Genomic DNA, 19,924 nt, shown 5'->3' on the forward strand with positions numbered 1-19,924 from the left:
TGGCGCGCGATGACCGCTGATTCCGCTTCCGAACGGCGCTACGCACGCGCCCTGTCCAGCCTCCGCGGGCTGGCCCTGGGGGACGCCCTGGGCTCCCAGTACTTCGTCCCCGTGAACTACCCGCTGCTCAAGCGGCGCGAGCTGCCGGCCGGCAGCGAGCCGTGGCAGTGGACCGACGACACCGAGATGGCCTGCTCGGTGGTGGCCGTGCTCGCCGCGCACGGGCGCATCGACCAGGACGCGCTGGCGGCCTCGTTCGCCGAGCACCACGACTTCGACCGCGGCTACGGCCCCGCCGTCAACCGGATGCTGCGCCTGGTCCGCGAGGGCGAGGACTGGCGCACCCTGGCCGCCGAGCTCTTCAACGGGCAGGGCTCCTGGGGCAACGGCGCGGCCATGCGGATCGCCCCGCTGGGCGCCTGGTACGCGGAGGACCCCGAGCAGGCCACCCACCAGGCCGAGATCTCCGCCTACACCACCCACCAGCACCGCGAGGCGGTGTGCGGGGCGATGGCCGTCGCCGCCGCGGCCGCGCTGGCGGCGGCCCAGGACGGTCCGCCGACCGCCGAGGACCTGCTGGACGGGGTGATCGCGCTGGTGCCGCGCAGCGCCGTGGGCGCCGGCGTGCGCCGGGCTCGGGACATGCTGGACTACGGGGACGCGAACACCGTCGCGGCCGTACTGGGCTGCGGTCGGCGCACCAGCGCCCACGACACGGTGCCGTTCGCACTGTGGTCGGCGGCGCGGGCGTTGGACGCGTTCGAGCGGGCGTTCTGGACCACCGCCCAGGTGGGCGGCGACGTGGACACCACCTGCGCGATCGTCGGCGGGATCCTGGGCGCGCGCGGGGACGCCGCACTGCCGCAGGCCTGGCTGGCGCGGACCGAGGCGCTCCCGGCCTGGCTCCCCGAGCTCCCCGCCTAGACCACCCCTTTTCGCTGTGGACCCGGGTGCGGGGGAGGCCCCGCACCCGGGTCCCTTCGCATGGCCGTGCGCGCCGGCGGCTGCCCGGGCGGCTGCGGCCGGTGAACATCCGCAGCGGGACGACGGATTCGGCGATCAGGGACCGACCGGCACGACGAGGCCGAGCAGGCCGACGGCGGCGGCGAAGGAGCCGAGGGCCGCGCTTCACGATTGCGATCCCGGTCGGATGATTCCCTCCGCGAGGCGGTTCGGGAGGGTGTTGTGTGAGTCGCCCCGTGTGGCCATCCAGGGGCTGGTGTCACCCTGAATCAGGCGGGTGCAAGCCCAGCCGGACGCCATGATTCTGGTGATCGCCGACGCGATCCCGGTGGTGCTGGTGTACCCGGCCAGGGTATGCGGAAGCGAATGGGCCGACCGGGAGATCGCCGAGGTGATCGTCGGACCGATGGTGCCGGTGCTCCGCTCCCGAGCGCCCTCCGGGCGGGCCGCGGACGTCCCGCCGCAGCTCCGGTACGGCCCCCCGCGAGGGTCGGCCGGTACCCCCTGCGCGCGCTTGCCGCGGGCCGGGGTGTGCAGGCGGCCCGGGGCGGCGTAACCTTGCTGGCGCCATGCCGTACGAAGCACCCACCCACACCGTCGAACGCTCCCTCCGTGCAACCACCGGCGCCAAGGTCATCGCCGGGGTCGACGAGGTCGGACGAGGGGCCTGGGCCGGTCCCGTCACCGTGTGTGCGGCGATCACCGGCCTGCGCCGGGCCCCCGAGGGGCTCACCGACTCGAAACTGCTCACCCCCAGGCGACGCGACGAACTGTTCGACGTCCTGCAGGCCTGGGTCACCGCACACGCCCTCGGGCACGCCTCCCCGGAGGAGATCGACGCGCTGGGGATGACGGCCGCGCTAAGGCTCGCCGCGGTACGCGCGCTGGAGGCCCTGCCGGTGCGGCCCGACGCGGTGATCCTCGACGGCAAGCACGACTACCTCGGCACGCCCTGGCAGGTCCGCACGGTGATCAAGGGCGACCAGTCCTGCATCGCCGTCGCCGCGGCCTCGGTGATCGCCAAGGTCCAGCGCGACCGGATGATGGCCGCACTGGGCGAACCGGGCGACGGGACAGAGGACTTCGCCTTCGCCGCCAATGCCGGCTACCCCTCGCCCGTGCACCGCGCCGCGCTGGAGGAGCGCGGCCCCACCGTGTACCACCGGCTCTCGTGGTCGTACCTCGACGCGCTGCCCCAGTGGCGGCACTTGAAGAAGGTGCGCCGCAGCGAGGAATCGATGGAGCTGGAAAACGGAGGCCAACTCGGCTTCGATTTCTGATCGCACCCACGTGCCACCCACCGGTACGTTTCGTACCGGTGTTTGATAGACATCAACTCATGCCTCTCACCCCCGCCATCGAGGAGCCTCAGATTCACGAGAGTGCCCAGGGTCCCCGCGTCACGCCGGCCGCGAGCCGCACCGCGCAGACCCCCCGCCCCGTACCTGGTCCGCGTCCCGCCGCCGTACCCCGGCCCGGACGCCCCGGTCCCGCCCGCCCCGCCCCGCCCGCGCAGCGCGCGGCGCAGGCCGCCCCCGGGCCCGTTCCCCCAGCTTCCGCCGCGCCGTCCGTCTCGGACGCGGTGCCGCAGGTCCAGCTGATCCCGGCCTCCGCCGAGGGCGCGCTGGACGCGGCCGAGGAGGCCGTGGACCTGCTGCTCGACACCGGGCGCGCGCCCGGCGACATCCTGGTGATCACCACCGGCGACCCGCACCCGTGGGCCGCGCACGAGCTGTCCTTCGGCGAGGCCTCCTACTGGGCCCAGCACGACGCCAAGGACGACGTCTTCTACGCGGACGCGGCGCAGGTGCAGCGCGCCGCCGGACGTCCCGTCGTGGTCTTCGCGGCCAACGGCGGACCGGCCGGGGCGACCGCGGCCGCCCTGCCGGTCGCACTCGCGCGAGCGGGTGCGCTGCTCGTCGTCTGCGGTGACGCGAAGCAGATCAACTCGGTGCTGGGCGCGGGCGTCTGACGCCCCGTGCCCCGTACGGGCGAGGGGGCGGGGCGGGCCGCAGGCCGGCCCCGCCGAGGTCCGGGGCCCGACCAGCCGCACCTCCTGTCCGTGGGAGGGCGGCCGTGCGGGCCTGGGCCGTGTCCCCGCCGACCGGGTGCGGCCGGGGACCGGAGACCGTCTAGCGGGCAGCCGCCCGGCGCAGCGGCTCGACCGTGCCGCCGGCCGTGGCCAGGGGCAGGGGAGCGACCTCGGTGATGGAGCCGAGCCGCTCCGGTCGGGACTCCGAACTCGGGTGCCTTCCGCCCCGGCCTTCGCCGAGCACCTGCCAGCCCCCGCGGGTCAGGGTGATGTAGGCGCCGCAGCGCAGCCCGTGCAGGGTGCAGGCGTCCCGCAGCCCCCACATCCAGGCCCCGTCCTCCTCGGTCCACCGCTCGTCGCCCTCGCGGCAGTACATCAGCACCGCCGTCCGGACCGGGGTCCGCCGCCGCAGGTCGTGCGGGATGACCCGGCGCAGCCGGGACAGCAGGGCGTTGCGGTACTCCCAGCCGTCCGCCGAGGTCGAGCGCTGTACGAACGAGGCGCTGGCGACGAGTTGTTCCTCGGGCCCGAGCACGGCTATGACGGCGGTGGACGGCACCGGGCTGTGCCGGGAGTGCAGGCCGCTGACCACCTCCCGCGGGTTGCGCAGCAGGGGAACTCCCGCGGCGGTCCATTCGGAGGGTTCGAGCAGTCGGCCGTGCCGACTGGTGCCACCGGTGGCCGTAGTCAAGGACGCGGTCGCGGGCGGGGCGAAACCGAAGGTCACGGTCCTCCCTTCGGGTACACGCCCGCGAACGGGCACGGCTGAGGTGTGGGCGCGCCGCAGCGAGGCCCAGGAGCGTGCCGACGAGCCGAGCGGGAGCACTCCGATTCTCGCGTGGCCCGCGACGGTGGGGCAATGAGCATTTGAGCACGCGGACCGGAATTCGCCGGTATGCCGTTCATATCCTTGCCCCGCCACGCCGGTGACGACTCGTTCCGCTACGGCTGAAGTGCGAGCACCAGCGGAAACACCCCCCTCGCTCCCGCTCGCCGCAGCAGCCGGGCGGCCACTGCGAGGGTCCAGCCGCTCTCGGCGCGGTCGTCGACGAGGAACACGGGACCGGCGACCTCGGTCAGGCTCGCCGCCAGGGCTGGCGGCACGGTCAAGGCCTGGTGGAGCCCCCGCACCCGCTGGGCGCTGTTCGAGGACGGAAGCCCGAACTCCGGCGCCTGGTCGGTGTACTCGAGGGCTCCGAGCAGCGGAATCCGCCCGACCTCCGCGATCCGCGCGGCCAGCGAGCCGACCAGCTGCGGGCGGCTGCGCGAGGGCAGCGCGACCACTCCCACGGGGCGTGCCGGCGCGTCCTCGGCGCCCGAGGCCCAGCCGCCCGGCCCCCGGGCCCAGTCGGCCAGAACCGCCACCACGGCCTGTGCCACATCGTCCGGAACAGGCTGGTCGGGTGCCTGGGGGGCGAGCATGGGCCGCAGCCGGTTCCCCCAGCCGATGTCGGAGAGCCGGCCCAGGGCCCGTCCGGACGCGGCCTGTTCGCCGGCCGGGATCCGGCCCTTGAGGTCGACGCCCACCGCCGCGAGTCCGGTCGGCCACATCCTGCGCGGCTCCAGTTCGACCCCCGGGCGCCCCAGTTCCCCCCGGGCGGTGTCGAGGGAGGCGGAGGACACCGCCGCAGTGAAGCGGGCGCCCGCGCAGTTGTCGCAGCGGCCGCAGGGCGCGGCCTCCTCGTCGTCGAGCTGGCGGCGCAGGAACTCCATCCGGCATCCGGTGGCCGCGGCGTAGTCGCGCATCGCCTGCTGCTCGGCGGCCCGCTGCCGGGCCACCCACGCGTACCGCTCGGCGTCGTACACCCAGGGTTCGCCGGTGGCGGTCCAGCCGCCCTTGACCCGGTGCACCGCGCCGTCCACGTCGAGCACCTTGAGCATCGTCTCCAACCGGGTGCGCCGCAGGTCGACCAGCGGCTCCAGGGCGGGCAGCGACAGGGGGCGGCCGGCCTGCGCCAGGGCGTCCAGGGTGCGGCGCACCTGTTCCTCCGGGGGGAAGGCCACCGAGGCGAAGTACTGCCAGATCGCCTCGTCCTCCCGGCCGGGGAGCAGCAGCACCTCGGCGTGCTCGACGCCACGGCCGGCGCGGCCCACCTGCTGGTAGTAGGCGATGGGGGAGGAGGGCGAGCCCAGGTGCACCACGAAGCCCAGGTCGGGCTTGTCGAAGCCCATGCCGAGGGCGGAAGTGGCCACGAGGGCCTTCACGCGGTTCGCCTGGAGGTCGTTCTCCGCCTGCTCACGGTCGGCGTTCTCGGTCTTGCCGGTGTACGAGGAGACCGTGTGCCCGCGGTGGCGCAGATAGGCGGTGACCTCCTCGGCGGCGGCCACCGTCAGGGTGTAGATGATCCCGGAGCCGGGCAGCTCGCCGAGGTGGTCGGCGAGCCAGGCCAGGCGGTGCGCCGCGTCGGGCAGGGTCAGCACGGCCAGGCTGAGGCTCTCGCGGTCCAGGGGTCCGCGCAGCACCAGGGCGTCCGTGCCCGCCCCGGTGCCGAGCTGTTCGGCGACGTCGGCCGTCACGCGGGCGTTGGCGGTGGCGGTCGTCGCCAGGACCGGCACGCCCGGGGGGAGGTCCGCGAGCATCGTGCGCAGCCGGCGGTAGTCGGGGCGGAAGTCGTGCCCCCAGTCGGAGATGCAGTGGGCCTCGTCGACCACGAGTAGGCCCGTGGCGGCCGACAGCTTGGGCAGGACCTGGTCGCGGAACTCGGGATTGTTGAGGCGTTCCGGGCTGACGAGCAGGACGTCGACCTCGCCCGCCGCGACCTCGGCCTGGATGCCCTCCCACTCCTCGGGGTTGGCGGAGTTGATGGTGCGGGCGTGGATGCCGGCGCGGGCGGCGGCCTCGACCTGATTGCGCATCAGCGCGAGCAGCGGGGAGACGATCACGGTCGGCCCGGCGCCGTTCGCCCGCAGCAGGGAGGTGGCGACGAAGTAGACCGCGGACTTGCCCCAGCCCGTGCGCTGGACGACCAGGGCCCGCCGCTTGTGTGCGACGAGGGCCTCGATCGCCCGCCACTGGTCCTCGCGCAGCCTCGCGGTGCCCGTGGGGTCGCCGACGAGGCGGGCGAGTACGGAATCGGCGGAGGACCTCAGGTCTGCGTTCATGCCCCCATGCAACCCGATCCCTCTGACATCGCGCCAATGCGGACTCCGGCCTGTGGATGTTGAACGCTGGACGAGTTATCCACAGGGGTTTCCGGATCGGATCACGCACGGGACCTTCGAGGCATGACGACGAACGACGAATCGCACCGTACGTCCGGCAGGCCCTCCATCAGTCCCGCCGGAGCCCCCGACGCCCCCGAGATCACCCTGCGCAGCCCGGCCGAACTGGCCGACGCGCTGCCCTACATGCTCGGCTTCCACCCCACCGACTCCCTCGTCATGGTCGCCGTGCACGGCGCGTCGGGCCGCTTCGGCGGCCGGCTCCGCGTCGGGATCCCCACCGCCACCGCCGAATGGGAGGACACGGCCCGCCAGGTCGCCGAATGCCTGATCAAGGGCAGCGAACGGCGCGGCGGCAAGCCCGACGGCATCGTGGTCTTCCTCTGCCAGGACCCGGCCGCGGGGGAGAGCGGGCAACGGGTCATGACCCGGCTGAGGCCGCTCGCCCAGCGGCTCCGGACGGCCTGCGGCGCGCTGGACGTACCGGTCCTGGAAGCCCTGTGCCTCTCCGGCGGCCGCTACTGGTCGTACGTCTGCACCGAGGCCGACCCCTGTCCCGCCGAGGGGACCCCGCTGGTCCCGCCCGGCACCTCGGTGATGGCCGCCGCGGCCACCTTCGCCGGGCTCCGGGTCCGCGGCTCCCTCAGGGAGATCGAGCAGCGGATGGCGCCGCTCGGCGGAGCCTGGGCCGCCGATCAGGAGGAGGCCCTGGAGCGGGCCGCCGTCTCCCTCGTCCCGAGGATCCTCGACGGGGAGACGCGCGAGGAGGTCGGCGCGCAGACGCTCAGCCTGGCCCGCACCCTCCTGAGGCGGCTTACCCTCGCCCCGCCCGCCGAGGGCGGGCCCCGCGCGGACGACTGGGACGACGCCCTGCTCGGCCACGACGAGGCCGCCGCCGTGATCCTCGGCCTCCAGGACCGGGAGATCCGCGACATCGCCGCCGAGTGGATGGAGGGCGACGAGGCGGCCCCGGCCCTGCGGCTGTGGCGGGCCCTGGCCCGGCGCTGCGTCGGCGCCTACGGTGAGCACGCGGCGGCCCCGCTCACCCTGGCCGGCTGGGTCTCCTGGTCCAGCGGGGACGAGCCGACCGCCCGGATCGCCCTCGGGCTGGCCCTCCAGGCGGACGCCGAGTACCGGTTCGCCCAGCTGCTCCACCACGCCTGCAACGAGGGCCTCGACCCCGAGGGGCTGCGGCAGTGCCTGCGCGAGGAGCGAAGGCGCCGCGAACCCCGCCGCAAGCGGACCGCCGCCCCCACCCGTCCGCCCGGCCGGCGGACCGTGCAGCGCCGCCGCCCCTCCCGCCGCCCCGAGGGGAGCGGGCGGTGAGCGCCCGTCGGGCCCCGGCGCCGGGCCGCCCCCTGCGACGGCTGTGGGACGCGGCGGGCGGGGCCGAACGCCGCCCGCGCGCCACCCGCTGCGGGCCGCCGCCACCGGGTCCCGTGACCCGGGCGGGGGTGAGGGCGTTCAGCCGGTGGGCGGTGGGGGTCCGGTCGCGCCGCCGCCCAGCCGAACCGGCCGGAGCGCAGACAAGGCGACACATGGCTCCCCCCGCACCCGAAACCGGCCCGCCCGGAACCACCTCCGCTCCCCGCCCCCCGGGGCTCCCCTCCGGGACGGCGCCCGCCCCCCGCCCCCCGCAGCCGCCGCCCGCGGCCGCCCCGGCCTCCGGGTCACACCCTCCGGGGTCGCCGCCGGGGATCGCGGCCGTGCCCGACGCCCCGGTGCCGACGGCCCTGCCCGAGGGCGGATCCCCCGGTGTCCGGCCGCCGGGACCACCGCCGGGGCCCGGCGGCGGGCGGCGGGCCGAGCTGCCGCCGGTGCACGGTGCCGTCATCTGCGTCGCCGCCCCCTGCCTGGTCGTCTCGCCCGAGCACGGCCAGCTGACCGGGCAGGGCATCGAGGGCGTCTACCGGTCCGGACGCCGGCTGCTGTCGCGCTGCGTGCTGCGCGTCGCCGGGCGGGACCCGGTCGCCGTGCAGGGGCGCAGTCTCGGGCCCGACCGGGCCGTCTTCGCGGCCACCGTCCGGACGGGAGTCGAACCCGGACCCGACCCCGACATCGGCATCGAGCGCGTCCGGCACGCGGACGGCACCGAACGCATCACCGTACGCAGCTTCGCGGCCCGTCCCCTGCGGCTGCCCGTGGAGGTCTCGCTCGGCACGGACCTGGCCGAACTGGCCGCGGTGGCGGCCGGCCGCGCAGGGCCCGAGCTCGCCGCCGGGGTGCACGCGGCGGGGCTGCGCTGGAGCACGGAGGAGGCCCTGGCCGTTATCACCGCCGAACCCGCCCCGGACGACGCCCTCGCCACCGCCGGTCTCCTGCGCTGGCAGCTCGAACTGGGCCCGGGGGAGTCCCGCACCATCGAGCTGCGGACCACGCGCGACCGCACCGCGCGGGCCCCCGCCGGACAGGTCGCGAACCCGCTGGCCGGAGCCCGCGCCGAGGGGGACGACCCCAGGGTGGAGGCCTGGCTGAGGACCAGCGTCGACGACCTGCGGGCCCTGCTCCTGCGGGACGCCGCGGACCCCGGCGACGCCTTCGCCGCGGCGGGGGTGCCCTGGCGGCTCGGACTGGCACCGGCGGAGTCGCTCTGGGCCGCCCGGATGGCGCTGCCCCTCGGCACCGGGCTCGCCGCCGCCACGCTGCGGACCCTGGCCCGCAGCCAGGTCGCGGGGCGGGGCCCCGGGGCGGGCCGGATTCCCGGGCCGCTGCGCGCCGCCGGACCGCAGCTGCCGCCGGGCTGCACCGGCACCGAGGCCACCCTCGGCTTCCCGGCGGTGCTCGCGGAGGCCCGCCGGTGGGGGCTGCCCGAGGAGGAGGTGGCCCGCCTCCTGCCCGCCGCCGAGCGCTGCCTGGACTGGCTGCGCGGGGCCCTCGGGGAGGACGGCTTCCTGACCGACCCCGACCCGGGGCCGCGGCGCTGCGAGACCCAGGCCCACGCCCACCGGGCCGCCCTGCTCGGCGCCGACCTGCTCGACGGGTGCGGGCGGGCCGGAGCAGAGGAGTGGCGGGAGTGGGCGGCCGCCCTGCGGGAGAGATTCCTGGACCGGTTCTGGATCGACGGCCCGGACGGCGGCCGCCCCGCCGCCGCCCTGCATCCCGACGGCCGACCGCTGGCCCGGCTGACGGCGGCCGCGGCGCACCTGCTGGACACCGGCCTGCTGGGCGGCGGCAGCCTCGCACCCGGGCTGCTGGACCGGACCCGGTCCGAACAGCTCGCCCGCCTCCTCGGCGCCCCGCCGATGGATTCCGGATGGGGGCTGCGGAGCATGGCGGCCCGGGAGCCGGGACACAACCCCTTCGGTCACCGCTCCGGCGCGGTCCGGCCCCACGAGACCGCCGTCGCCGTGGCCGGACTGGCCCAGTCCGGCCACGAGAAGGAAGCCGCGGGCCTGCTGCGGGGCCTGCTCGACGCGGCGGAGGTGTTCGGGTACCGGCTGCCGGAGATGTACGCCGCCGAGCAGCGCACCGCAGGCAGCGCCCCGCTCCCGCACCCGGCGGCCTGCCGGCCTGCGGCGGTGGCCGCCGCCGCCGGGATCCACGCCCTCACCGCGCTCGCGGGCATCCGCCCGGACGCCCCGGCGCGGACGGTCGCCGTGGCCCCCCGGGCGGGCGCCCCGCTCGGTGCCCTGCGCCTGGCCGGACTGCGGGTGGCGGGGGAGCCGTTCACGGTCCGGATCAGTCGTCTCGGCGTCGGCATGGTGGAGGAGGCCGCCGATGGACTCCAATTGGGAGGGTGAGGCACCTCGCGGGTGGTCGGCCCGCCTGGGCGCGACGGCGCGGACTGGGTTCCAGATCACCGTCCTCGGGATCACGAAAGCGCTGTTTATCGTCAGGCAGACGACTATGATCGCCGCATGTCGCCCTACGACCCGTCGGCCTTCCCGCCCTTCGCCGTCACCGTCGACCTGGTCGTGCTCACCGTGCGGCGCCACGCGCTCTGCGCGCTGGTCGTACGACGGGGAGAGCAGCCGTTCCAGGGACGCTGGGCCCTGCCCGGCGGCTTCGTGCGCGGGGACGAGGACCTCGCGGCCGCCGCGGCGCGGGAGCTCGCCGAGGAGACCGGGCTGTGCGCGCACGACCCGGCCGCTCCCGGTGTGGACAACGGGGCGCACCTCGAACAGCTCGCCACCTACGGGGACCCGCAGCGCGACCCCCGGATGCGGGTGGTCAGCGTGGCGCACCTGGTGCTCGCTCCCGACCTTCCCGCGCCCCGGGCGGGCGGCGACGCGAACAGCGCCCGCTGGGCTCCCGTCGACGAGCTCCTGGAAGGCCCCGACCAGACCGTCACGGGCCTCGCCTTCGACCATGCGCGGATCCTCGCCGACGGTGTGGAGCGCGCCCGCTCGAAGATCGAGTACTCCTCGCTGGCCACCGCCTTCTGCCCGCCCGAGTTCACCGTGGGCGAGCTCCGCCGGGTGTACGAGGCCGTGTGGGGCGTGGCGCTCGACCCGCGCAACTTCCACCGCAAGGTCACCGGGACCCCCGGGTTCCTGGTGCCCGCCGGCGGAACGACGACCCGTCAGGGCGGCAGGCCCGCACAGCTGTTCAGGGCCGGCGGGGCGACCCTGCTCAACCCGCCGATGCTCCGGCCGGAAGTCTGATCCGCCCCATCCGGTCGGGTGCCCGCCAGGGGCGTCCGGGCCCGCACCGCCCCGGATGGCCGCAATACCGGCCGCGACCCGGAGCGGTTGCGTAGAAAATCGGACATATCGCGTTATCTTGCGTGCGGTACTCACGCTGCCGCAGAGCGGTCTCACACCCCGCGAGAGAAGCGATGCTCCAGGCCATCGGACTCACCAGCACCCCCCGTCGAGATCTGCCGCCCCTCGTGGACGACCTCACCTTCGAGGCCCGCCCGGGGTGTGTGACCGCCCTGCTCGGAGAGCCGGGTTCGGGCAAGACCACCGCCCTGCGGCTCATGCTCGAACTCGAACCGGGCCGCGGCATCACCTACTTCCGCGGCCGCCCGCTGCACCGGATCCCGCATCCCGGCCGCGAGGTCGGCGTACTCCTCGGCGACGTTCCCGGCCATCCTTCGAGGACGGTCCGCGGCCAGCTGCGCATGCTCTGCGCCGCCGTCGGCGTCCCGGCCTCCCGGGCGGACACCATGATGGAGGTCGTCGGCATCGCGGGCCTGCGCGACCAGCGGATCGGGTCGCTCTCGGTCGGCATGGACCGCCGCCTCGGGCTGGCCGCGGCCCTGCTCGCGGACCCCTGCACCCTGCTCCTCGACGAGCCGTCCGCCGGCCTCCAGCCCCGGGAGCGCGCCTGGCTGCACGGACTGCTGCGCGGCCACGCCTCCCTCGGCGGGGCCGTGCTGTTCACCACCGCCGACGCCAAGGAGGCCGCCCGCAGCGCCGACCGGGTCGTCTCCATCGCCTCGGGCCGGCTCGTCGCGGACCAGGAGGCCGCGGACTTCGCCCGCACCCGGCTGCGCCCGCGGGTCGCCGTGCGCACCCCGCACGCCGCCCGGCTGGCCGACGTCCTGGGCCGCGAGGCCCGTGCCGCGCACCGCGCCGTGGAGATCGTCGCGGAGAGCGGCAGCCGGCTCTCGGTGTACGGCAGCGACTGCGCCGAGGTCGGTGAGGCGGCGTTCCGCAACGGCGTCCTCGTCCACCAGCTCGCCGACGAGACCGGCGACGCCGGAGCCCCGGTCCCACCCGTACCGCAGGCCCGTGCCGGCGGACCGGGCAAGGCGGAGGCGCGGGTCGAGGCCGGGGCGCCGGTCCGGGCGGGGGCGGGCGCCGCCGGGGGCCCCGACACCGCCGTCCCCCCCGATCCCCGCACGGACCCGCGCCCCGCCCACGGCGCCGGGTTCCGCCGCGAGGCGGGCCCCGAGGCCGCGTCGTCCTGGCCCGCCCCCGGGCCGGAGGCCGCGGAACGCCCCGCAGCCGGCGCGCGCCCCCCGGCCTCCCGCTCCGCACCCCCCGTCTCTGTGGTGCGCCGTGTGGGCGGGCCGCTGCGCCCCCTGCGCTACGAACTGCGCCGCGTCTTCGGCACGGCCACGCCCTTCCTCACCGCCGCCCTCGTCGTCGCCGTCTCCGCCCTGACCGCCCTGGTGCTGGCCCGGGCCGGACACGCCCCCCGCGACCGGGTGCTCGCGGCCTGGCCGGATCTGGTCCCGCTGCCCCCCGCCGCGCTCGGGGCGGGGCTGCTCGGCGCCCTGGCCTTCGGCGAGGAGTACCGCTACCCCGCCCTCGCCGCCGACCGGGGCACCGTCCCGCGCCGCCTCGGGCTGCTCGCCGCCAAGCTCGGGGTCTGCGCCGTCCTCGCCCTCCTCCTCGGCGCCCTGGCCGTCACCGCCGACGCCGCCGCCCTCGGGCTCGTCTTCGGCCGAGGCCCGCTGGGCACCTGGGCGGAGTGGGCCGCTCCCGCCGCGAGTTGGGCGGGGCTGCTGGTCGGCTGCGCCTGGGCCGGGGTGCTCGGCTCCGCGGTGTTCCGCTCCGCCTCGGCCGGCCTGGCCGCCGTGCTCGCCGTGCCGGTGATGGTCGTACCGCTGGTGCGCAAGGCGCTGGAGGGGCCCTCCGCGCATCCCGCGACCGGGTTCGCCTCCCGGCTGCGCGGCCTGGCCTCGGCCCCATGGCCGGCGGAGGCGGACCGCTGGGTGCTGGGGGCCTTCCGGGTGATGGTCCAACCGGTCGGAGCCGCACTGGTGTTGTCGCTGATGGTCCTGTTGTGCGCCTATGGGTTCACAGGACTGCGCGGTCGGGTCCGTTGGTGATCGTTCCGGTGCGTCGGCCGACTCCCGGAGGACCGGACAAGTCCGCTTCGCGTCGGATCACGCGAAGCGGACCACAACTCCCCGCAAAAGGCCCGGTTCTTTACGATAAGTCGTCAATTGCGTAGGTGGCACCGATCACCCTTTCGTGTGCTTTTCACCAAAGACCTCAAGGGCGGTGGAGGCACGGCCGACAAAGGATTCGTGAGTACCCTTGCGCACACCATGATGACCGCCGCCCGCCATGCCGACACCGGCCTCGCCGGCCCGGGCGAACTCGACCGCTACCCCTATGCGGAGGCCCCCGGCTCCGACCGGGTCGGACCGCCCCACTGGGACGGCGCCGACGTCGAGTTGAGCCGTGTGGGCCGCCGGGCGGCCGGCAGCCGCGGGCGCGGGCTGCACGGTCAACTCGTCCAGCAGCTCGGCCAGATGATCGTCTCAGGCGACCTCGGCGCGGACCGGCCGCTGGTCCCCGAGGAGATCGGCCAGCGCTTCGAGGTCTCCCGCACCGTCGTCCGCGAATCGCTGCGCGTCCTGGAGGCCAAGGGCCTCGTCAGCGCCCGCCCCAACGTGGGCACCCGGGTCCGGCCCGTCGCCGACTGGAACCTCCTCGATCCCGACATCATCGAGTGGCGCGCTTTCGGCCCCCAGCGCGACGACCAGCGCCGCGAGCTCAACGAGCTCCGCTGGACCATCGAGCCCCTGGCCGCCCGCCTCGCCGCCGGCCACGGCCGCCCGGACGTCCAGCAGCGCCTCTCCGACATGGTCGAGATCATGGGCCACGCCCTCGGGCAGGGCGACGCGATCACCTTCGCCCGCGCCGACAACGAGTTCCACGGGCTGCTGATCCAGGTCGCCGGCAACCGGATGCTGGAGCACCTCTCGGGCATCGTCTCCGCCGCCCTCCAGGTCTCCGGCAGTCCCGTCACCTCCTGCGACCGCCCGAGCGAGACCTGCGTGGCGCACCACGCGCGGATGGTCGAGGCCCTCGCCACCGGTGACGGCGCGGGCGCCGAGAACGCCATGCGCCAGCTCCTGACGGTGCATCCGGAGGTCGAGCGCGTGGTGCCCGCCCCGCGCGAGCACTGACCCCCCGGCGCACGGGGGCGTGGGGGTGCCGCACCGGTCGCCGGGCCCGTTCTCGGGCCCGGCGACACCGGTGTGCGGGGGGTGTCGAGACGTCGGTGTGACTTGGGCCACGAAGATTGGGCGTAACGCTCTGCGACGTCACGCGATGACCTAAGCGGTGATGGCCGACGGAGGGAAGACAGCAGCCCTTGGGGTGCTGTGCAGCTCCCCGGCCCCTGCCCGCGCCCCCGGCCCATCCCCAGTCGGTGGTCGTCGGCTCCGGTCCAGCACCAGGCCGGGGTCGGAACCCGTTCCCATCGTTCCGAGAGGTTGTTCGTGTCGGCCAGCACATCCCGTACGCTCCCGCCGGAGATCGCCGAATCCGAGTCCGTGATGGCGCTCATCGAGCGGGGCAAGGCCGAGGGGCAGATCGCCGGCGATGACGTGCGTCGGGCCTTCGAGGCTGACCAGATTCCTGCGACCCAGTGGAAGAATGTCCTGCGCAGCCTCAACCAGATCCTCGAGGAAGAGGGTGTGACGCTGATGGTCAGTGCCGCAGAGTCGCCCAAGCGCACCCCACGCAAGAGCGTCGCAGCGAAGACCCCTGCCAAGCGTACGACGACCAGGCCGGTCGCGGCCAAATCGGCGGCCGCGCCGGCCGCCGCGGCCCCGGCGGTGGAAGCCGGTCCGACGGAACCCGACACCGCCGACGCCCTCGCCGGGGAGCCTGCGGCCGAGCCGGCCGTGAAGAAGACGGCGGCCCGCAAGACGGCGGCCAAGAAGGCCGCGCCCGCGAAGAAGGCCGCCGCGAAGAAGAGCGCCGCCAAGAAGACCGCCGCCAAGAAGGACCTGGACGAGGGCGACGAGGAAACCGTCGACGAGGGTCCCGACGCGGTGAAGGCCGAGGCCGAGGAAGAGGAGGAGGGCGGGGAGAACAAGGGCTTCGTCATCTCCGACGACGAGGACGACGCCCCCGCCCAGCAGGTCGTCGTGGCGGGCGCCACCGCCGACCCCGTCAAGGACTACCTCAAGCAGATCGGCAAGGTCCCCCTCCTCAACGCCGAGCAGGAGGTCGAGCTCGCCAAGCGCATCGAGGCGGGCCTGTTCGCCGAGGACAAGCTGGCCAACTCCGACAAGCTGGCGCCCAAGCTCAAGCGCGAGCTGGAGATCATCGCCGAGGACGGCCGCCGCGCCAAGAACCACCTGCTGGAGGCCAACCTCCGCCTCGTGGTCTCCCTGGCCAAGCGCTACACGGGCCGCGGCATGCTCTTCCTGGACCTGATCCAGGAGGGGAACCTGGGCCTGATCCGCGCGGTCGAGAAGTTCGACTACACCAAGGGCTACAAGTTCTCCACCTACGCGACCTGGTGGATCCGGCAGGCGATCACCCGCGCGATGGCCGACCAGGCCCGCACCATCCGCATCCCGGTGCACATGGTCGAAGTGATCAACAAGCTCGCCCGCGTGCAGCGCCAGATGCTCCAGGACCTGGGCCGCGAGCCCACCCCGGAGGAGCTGGCCAAGGAACTGGACATGACCCCCGAGAAGGTCATCGAGGTCCAGAAGTACGGCCGCGAGCCGATCTCCCTGCACACGCCGCTCGGCGAGGACGGCGACAGCGAGTTCGGCGACCTGATCGAGGACTCCGAGGCGGTCGTCCCGGCCGACGCGGTGAGCTTCACGCTCCTGCAGGAGCAGCTGCACTCGGTGCTCGACACGCTGAGCGAGCGCGAGGCCGGCGTGGTCTCGATGCGCTTCGGACTGACCGACGGCCAGCCCAAGACCCTCGACGAGATCGGCAAGGTCTACGGGGTCACCCGCGAGCGCATCCGCCAGATCGAGTCCAAGACCATGTCGAAGCTGCGCCACCCCTCGCGCTCCCAGGTCCTGCGCGACTACCTGGACTGACCGGACCGGCAGGGGCGTACGCCAGCGGCCGCGCGGGTGCGCGCGGCCACCGGGCATCCCACTCTGGGTGGAGTGATGCACACTCGGAGTCAGGAGGCCCCATGCGTCGTTCCTTCGCCCGTGCCCTGGCGGGTGCACTGACCCTGGTGGCGGGAGCGGCCGTGGTGCCGCCGGCCAAGGCGCCCACGGCGGCGGCGGACAGCGTTGTCATAGGCGGGAAGCCGGTGAAGGTGGCCGACAGCCCGTGGGTCGTGGCCCTCGCCAGCCGTGACCGGTTCGGGGGTATCCGCGACGGACAGTTCTGCGGGGGCGTCCTCGTGGCGCCGACCACGGTGGTGACGGCGGCCCACTGCCTGGGCCGCCAGGTGCTGGGCGGGCCGGTCGACTCCGTCGCCGACTTCCGCGTGATCACCGGGCGGACGGAGCTGCGGGCCTCCGAGGGGCGGGAGATCGCGGTCCGTGCGGCCCGGGTCAATCCCGCGTACGACCCCGGGACCAACGCCGGCGACCTCGCCGTGCTGGAGCTGGCCGAGGCGGTGCCGGCGGAGAACGTGCTCCCCATGGCGGGCGAGGGCCACCCCGGCTACGAGGCCGGCACCGGGGCGGCGGTGTACGGCTGGGGCGACACGAGCGGGTTCGGGGACTACGCGTACGGGCTGCGGGCGGCGCAGGTCACCGTGCTGGACGACGAGGTCTGCCGGCGGGCGTACCCGGGCGGCTCCGACGGTCAGTACCGGGCCGACTCCATGGTGTGCGCGGGCGACCGGTCGGGCGGGAAGGACGCCTGCCAGGGGGACAGCGGCGGCCCGCTGGTGGCAGGCGGCCGGCTGATCGGCCTGGTGTCCTGGGGGCGCGGCTGCGGGCGCGCCGACAGCCCGGGCGTGTACACCCGGATCGCCCCGTTGATCGACTTCGTGAGCGGCCCCCAGGGCGACCGGCGGCGCGGCGGGGTCTGAGGCATCGCACGCGGGGTCCGCAGGCGCTCCAGCACCCCCGTACGGCCCGGCACGGGGGTGCTGGAGCCGCAGGGTGTCCCCGGAGCGGGGAAGGGTGCCCGGATATGAGGACGGGCGGCGTCTCTGGGTCTCAGAGACGCCGCCCGTCGACCGGCCTTGCCGGTCCTGGCTCGTCGGATGCGAGGTCAGGCCTTGTGTCAGCGGTCCTCGTGGTCGGCTGCGTGGGCGGCCGGAGCGGACGTCAGCCGCTCGGTCTCATCCTGTATTTCCGCGGCGATCTTCTTGAGTTCCGGCTCGAACTTACGCCCGTGGTGGGCGCAGAAGAGCAGTTCACCACCGCTCAGGAGGACGACGCGCAGATATGCCTGGGCGCCGCAACGGTCGCATCGGTCAGCGGCCGTCAGCGGGGTCGCGGGTGTCAGAACAGTAGTCACGTCGCCTCTTCTCTAGCTCGACGAGCTGTCGTACCAGGGTCAACATCCAACCAGGCCGAAAACGTTCCCGCTCGCGGCTTTTCCTCGAAACTTCCTTCCGAAGCTGGCCGGCTGCTGCCGGTTGGCGGCGAAGGAGCCGTATTGCGTTGCTTTACGGTTTCGCGTTGTCAGTCGTTCGCTTGTAGCAGTTCTCGTCCTCCCCGGCGTGAGTGCCGGTTGTGCATGAGGACGTGCCCGAACCCTAAATGGTTCATGCCTGGAAGGGAACGTGATGTTTGCTTCACCCTCCCGGGGGATCGAACACCCGTGCGGATCTGCACTAGGCTGTGGAACGCGCGAGGGTGGCGTTGCATCGGCTCTACCAGGCCTCGGTACCCTTCGACCGGCAACCGAGCCACCCCTGCGCCCCAGTGGGCCAGAAAAGAAATTCAGCGAGGAGCGAACTGCGTGACCGCCGACACGTCCGTGCCTTCCAGCGCGCTGCTGTCCGGAGCAGACCGGGACGGTTCCAACTACACCGCGCGGCACCTGCTCGTCCTCGAAGGCCTCGAGGCCGTCCGCAAGCGCCCCGGCATGTATATCGGCTCCACCGACAGCCGAGGCCTCATGCACTGCCTCTGGGAGATCATCGACAATTCCGTCGACGAGGCCCTGGGCGGCTACTGCGACCACATCGAGGTCGTCCTCCACGAGGACGCCTCGGTCGAGGTCCGCGACAACGGCCGAGGCATCCCGGTCGACGTCGAGCCCAAGACCGGCCTGTCCGGCGTCGAGGTCGTCATGACCAAGCTGCACGCCGGCGGCAAGTTCGGAGGCGGCTCCTACGCGGCCTCCGGCGGCCTCCACGGCGTCGGCGCCTCCGTGGTCAACGCCCTGTCGGCCCGACTCGACGTCGAGGTCGACCGCGGCAGCTCCACGCACGCCATCAGCTTCCGGCGCGGCGTCCCCGGGCTCTTCACCGAGCAGGGCGCCGACAGCCCGTTCGACCCGGCCGGGGGCCTGCGCAAGATCAAGCGGATCACCAAGGGCAAGACCGGCACCCGGATCCGCTACTGGGCCGACCGCCAGATCTTCCTCAAGGACGCCCGGCTCTCCCTGGAGACGCTCTACCAGCGCGCCCGTCAGACCGCCTTCCTCGTGCCCGGCCTGACCATCGTCGTCCGCGACGAGCGCGCCGTCGACGGCGCGGGAAAGACCGAGGAGACCTTCCGCTACGACGGCGGCATCAGCGAGTTCTGCGACTACCTCGCCCCGGACAAGGCCGTCTGCGACGTGCTGCGCCTGACCGGCGCGGGCACCTTCAAGGAGACCGTCCCGGTCCTCGACGACCGCGGCCACATGACCCCCACCGAGGTCACCCGGGAGCTGGGCGTGGACATCGCCCTGCGCTGGGGCACGGGCTACGAGACCGGCGTCAAGTCCTTCGTGAACATCATCGCCACCCCCAAGGGCGGCACCCACGTGGCCGGATTCGAGCGGTCCGTCACCAAGACCGTGAACGAGGTGCTGCGCTCCGCGAAGCTCCTGCGCGTCGCCGAGGACGACGTCGTCAAGGACGACGCCATGGAGGGCATGACGGCGGTCGTCACCGTCCGCCTCGCCGAGCCCCAGTTCGAGGGACAGACGAAGGAGGTGCTCGGCACCTCCGCGGCCACCCGGATCGTCGCGGCCGTCGTCGCCAAGGAGCTCAAGGCCTTCCTGACCTCGACCCGGCGCGACGACAAGCAGCAGGCCCGCGCCGTGATGGAGAAGATCGTCGCGGCCGCCCGGACCAGGATCGCGGCCCGCCAGCACAAGGAGGCGCAGCGCCGCAAGACCGCGCTGGAGTCCTCCTCGCTGCCGGCCAAGCTGGCCGACTGCCGCAGCGACGACGTGGACCGCAGCGAGCTCTTCATCGTCGAGGGGGACTCGGCCCTCGGTACGGCCAAGCTCGCCCGGAACTCCGAGTTCCAGGCGCTGCTGCCGATCCGAGGCAAGATCCTCAACGTCCAGAAGTCGTCGGTCTCGGACATGCTCAAGAACGCCGAGTGCGGCGCGATCATCCAGGTCATAGGAGCCGGCTCCGGCCGCACCTTCGACATCGACGCCGCCCGGTACGGGAAGGTCATCATGATGACCGACGCCGATGTCGACGGCTCCCACATCCGCACCCTGCTGCTGACCCTGTTCCAGCGGTACATGCGGCCGATGGTCGAGGCGGGCCGGGTCTTCGCGGCCGTTCCGCCGCTGCACCGGATCGAGCTGGTCCAGCCCAAGCGGGGCCAGGACAAGTACGTCTACACGTACTCGGACAACGAGCTGCGCCAGACCCTGCTGGAGTTCCAGCGCAAGAACATCCGGTACAAGGACGCCATCCAGCGCTACAAGGGCCTCGGCGAGATGGACGCGGACCAGCTCGCGGAGACCACGATGGACCCCCGCCACCGCACCCTGCGGCGGATCAACATCGGCGACCTGGAAGCGGCGGAGCAGGTCTTCGACCTCCTCATGGGCAACGAGGTCGCCCCCCGCAAGGAGTTCATCACCAGCTCGGCCGCGACCCTGGACCGCTCGCGCATCGACGCCTGATCCGGCGCCCCGGCGCTCTTCGCTCCCTCACCTGATGGAGTGAAGAGCGCCAGGACACCAGTCCGGAAAGCGACCATTCGGCACATCCTTGTGAGCACGCCGCCGATGC

The 19,924-nt window shown here is 74.1% G+C and carries 14 protein-coding genes; 11 read left to right on the top strand and 3 right to left on the bottom strand.

Features of this window, described 5'->3' with window-relative positions:
- The first annotated feature begins 9 nt into the window (after positions 1-9).
- The 3 genes from ACIRBY_RS30150 (at position 10) to ACIRBY_RS30160 (ending at position 2,935) form a co-directional block, all read left to right on the top strand.
- Entirely contained in the window at positions 10-924 is a 915-nt protein-coding gene (locus ACIRBY_RS30150; RefSeq protein WP_403906414.1) for an ADP-ribosylglycohydrolase family protein, read from the top strand.
- Between the two features lie 608 nt (positions 925-1,532).
- The gene (locus tag ACIRBY_RS30155) at positions 1,533-2,243 is read left to right on the top strand and encodes a ribonuclease HII (RefSeq protein WP_403906417.1); all 711 of its coding nucleotides are present in this window, start codon (positions 1,533-1,535) and stop codon (positions 2,241-2,243) included.
- A gap of 59 nt (positions 2,244-2,302) precedes the next feature.
- Positions 2,303-2,935 (top strand): hypothetical protein, encoded by a 633-nt coding sequence (locus ACIRBY_RS30160; RefSeq protein ID WP_403906420.1) that lies wholly within the window; start codon positions 2,303-2,305, stop codon positions 2,933-2,935.
- Between the two features lie 160 nt (positions 2,936-3,095).
- Here ACIRBY_RS30160 and ACIRBY_RS30165 read toward each other — a convergent pair whose 3' ends face one another.
- Positions 3,096-3,722, bottom strand: coding sequence for a hypothetical protein (locus ACIRBY_RS30165; RefSeq protein WP_403906423.1), 627 nt, complete (start codon positions 3,720-3,722; stop codon positions 3,096-3,098).
- 215 nt (positions 3,723-3,937) lie between these two features.
- Positions 3,938-6,097, bottom strand: coding sequence for a RecQ family ATP-dependent DNA helicase (locus ACIRBY_RS30170; protein WP_403906426.1), 2,160 nt, complete (start codon positions 6,095-6,097; stop codon positions 3,938-3,940).
- Between the two features lie 123 nt (positions 6,098-6,220).
- Between ACIRBY_RS30170 and ACIRBY_RS30175 the strand changes: the two genes are divergently transcribed.
- The 7 genes from ACIRBY_RS30175 (at position 6,221) to ACIRBY_RS30205 (ending at position 16,813) form a co-directional block, all read left to right on the top strand.
- Positions 6,221-7,483, top strand: a complete 1,263-nt coding sequence (locus ACIRBY_RS30175; RefSeq protein WP_403906429.1) for a DUF4192 domain-containing protein — start codon at positions 6,221-6,223, stop codon at positions 7,481-7,483.
- A 212-nt stretch (positions 7,484-7,695) separates the two neighbouring features.
- Positions 7,696-9,897 (top strand): glycogen debranching N-terminal domain-containing protein, encoded by a 2,202-nt coding sequence (locus ACIRBY_RS30180; protein ID WP_403906431.1) that lies wholly within the window; start codon positions 7,696-7,698, stop codon positions 9,895-9,897.
- A gap of 117 nt (positions 9,898-10,014) precedes the next feature.
- Complete coding sequence (locus ACIRBY_RS30185; RefSeq protein ID WP_366451068.1) at positions 10,015-10,761, top strand: NUDIX domain-containing protein; 747 nt, start codon at positions 10,015-10,017, stop codon at positions 10,759-10,761.
- A gap of 173 nt (positions 10,762-10,934) precedes the next feature.
- Entirely contained in the window at positions 10,935-12,881 is a 1,947-nt protein-coding gene (locus tag ACIRBY_RS30190) for an ATP-binding cassette domain-containing protein (RefSeq protein WP_403906434.1), read from the top strand.
- A 201-nt stretch (positions 12,882-13,082) separates the two neighbouring features.
- A complete protein-coding gene (locus ACIRBY_RS30195; RefSeq protein WP_403906436.1) occupies positions 13,083-13,970 on the top strand; it encodes a FadR/GntR family transcriptional regulator in 888 nt (295 codons plus the stop codon).
- A 315-nt stretch (positions 13,971-14,285) separates the two neighbouring features.
- On the top strand, positions 14,286-15,857 hold the full coding sequence (locus tag ACIRBY_RS30200; protein WP_403906439.1) for an RNA polymerase sigma factor: 1,572 nt from the start codon (positions 14,286-14,288) through the stop codon (positions 15,855-15,857).
- A gap of 101 nt (positions 15,858-15,958) precedes the next feature.
- A complete protein-coding gene (locus ACIRBY_RS30205; RefSeq protein WP_403906441.1) occupies positions 15,959-16,813 on the top strand; it encodes a S1 family peptidase in 855 nt (284 codons plus the stop codon).
- Positions 16,814-17,010: 197 nt separating this feature from the next.
- Here the strand turns inward: ACIRBY_RS30205 and ACIRBY_RS30210 are convergent, their stop codons facing one another.
- Positions 17,011-17,247, bottom strand: a complete 237-nt coding sequence (locus ACIRBY_RS30210) for a hypothetical protein (protein WP_042813742.1) — start codon at positions 17,245-17,247, stop codon at positions 17,011-17,013.
- 447 nt (positions 17,248-17,694) lie between these two features.
- Between ACIRBY_RS30210 and ACIRBY_RS30215 the strand changes: the two genes are divergently transcribed.
- Positions 17,695-19,815 (top strand): type IIA DNA topoisomerase subunit B, encoded by a 2,121-nt coding sequence (locus tag ACIRBY_RS30215; RefSeq protein ID WP_403906444.1) that lies wholly within the window; start codon positions 17,695-17,697, stop codon positions 19,813-19,815.
- Positions 19,816-19,924: the final 109 nt, after the last annotated feature.

Source organism: Streptomyces sp. NPDC096136, assembly GCF_044763325.1.
Lineage (GTDB): Bacteria > Actinomycetota > Actinomycetes > Streptomycetales > Streptomycetaceae > Streptomyces.

What these genes read in the sequence shown, in the direction of transcription:
- ACIRBY_RS30190 (WP_403906434.1), top strand. Translation starts at nt 10,935, where the DNA reads ATGCTCCAGGCCATCGGACTCACCAGCACCCCCCGTCGAGATCTGCCG.
- ACIRBY_RS30180 (WP_403906431.1), top strand. Translation starts at nt 7,696, where the DNA reads ATGGCTCCCCCCGCACCCGAAACCGGCCCGCCCGGAACCACCTCCGCT.
- ACIRBY_RS30175 (WP_403906429.1), top strand. Translation starts at nt 6,221, where the DNA reads ATGACGACGAACGACGAATCGCACCGTACGTCCGGCAGGCCCTCCATC.
- ACIRBY_RS30155 (WP_403906417.1), top strand. Translation starts at nt 1,533, where the DNA reads ATGCCGTACGAAGCACCCACCCACACCGTCGAACGCTCCCTCCGTGCA.
- ACIRBY_RS30185 (WP_366451068.1), top strand. Translation starts at nt 10,015, where the DNA reads ATGTCGCCCTACGACCCGTCGGCCTTCCCGCCCTTCGCCGTCACCGTC.
- ACIRBY_RS30150 (WP_403906414.1), top strand. Translation starts at nt 10, where the DNA reads ATGACCGCTGATTCCGCTTCCGAACGGCGCTACGCACGCGCCCTGTCC.
- ACIRBY_RS30170 (WP_403906426.1), bottom strand. Translation starts at nt 6,097, where the DNA reads ATGAACGCAGACCTGAGGTCCTCCGCCGATTCCGTACTCGCCCGCCTC.
- ACIRBY_RS30160 (WP_403906420.1), top strand. Translation starts at nt 2,303, where the DNA reads ATGCCTCTCACCCCCGCCATCGAGGAGCCTCAGATTCACGAGAGTGCC.
- ACIRBY_RS30205 (WP_403906441.1), top strand. Translation starts at nt 15,959, where the DNA reads ATGCGTCGTTCCTTCGCCCGTGCCCTGGCGGGTGCACTGACCCTGGTG.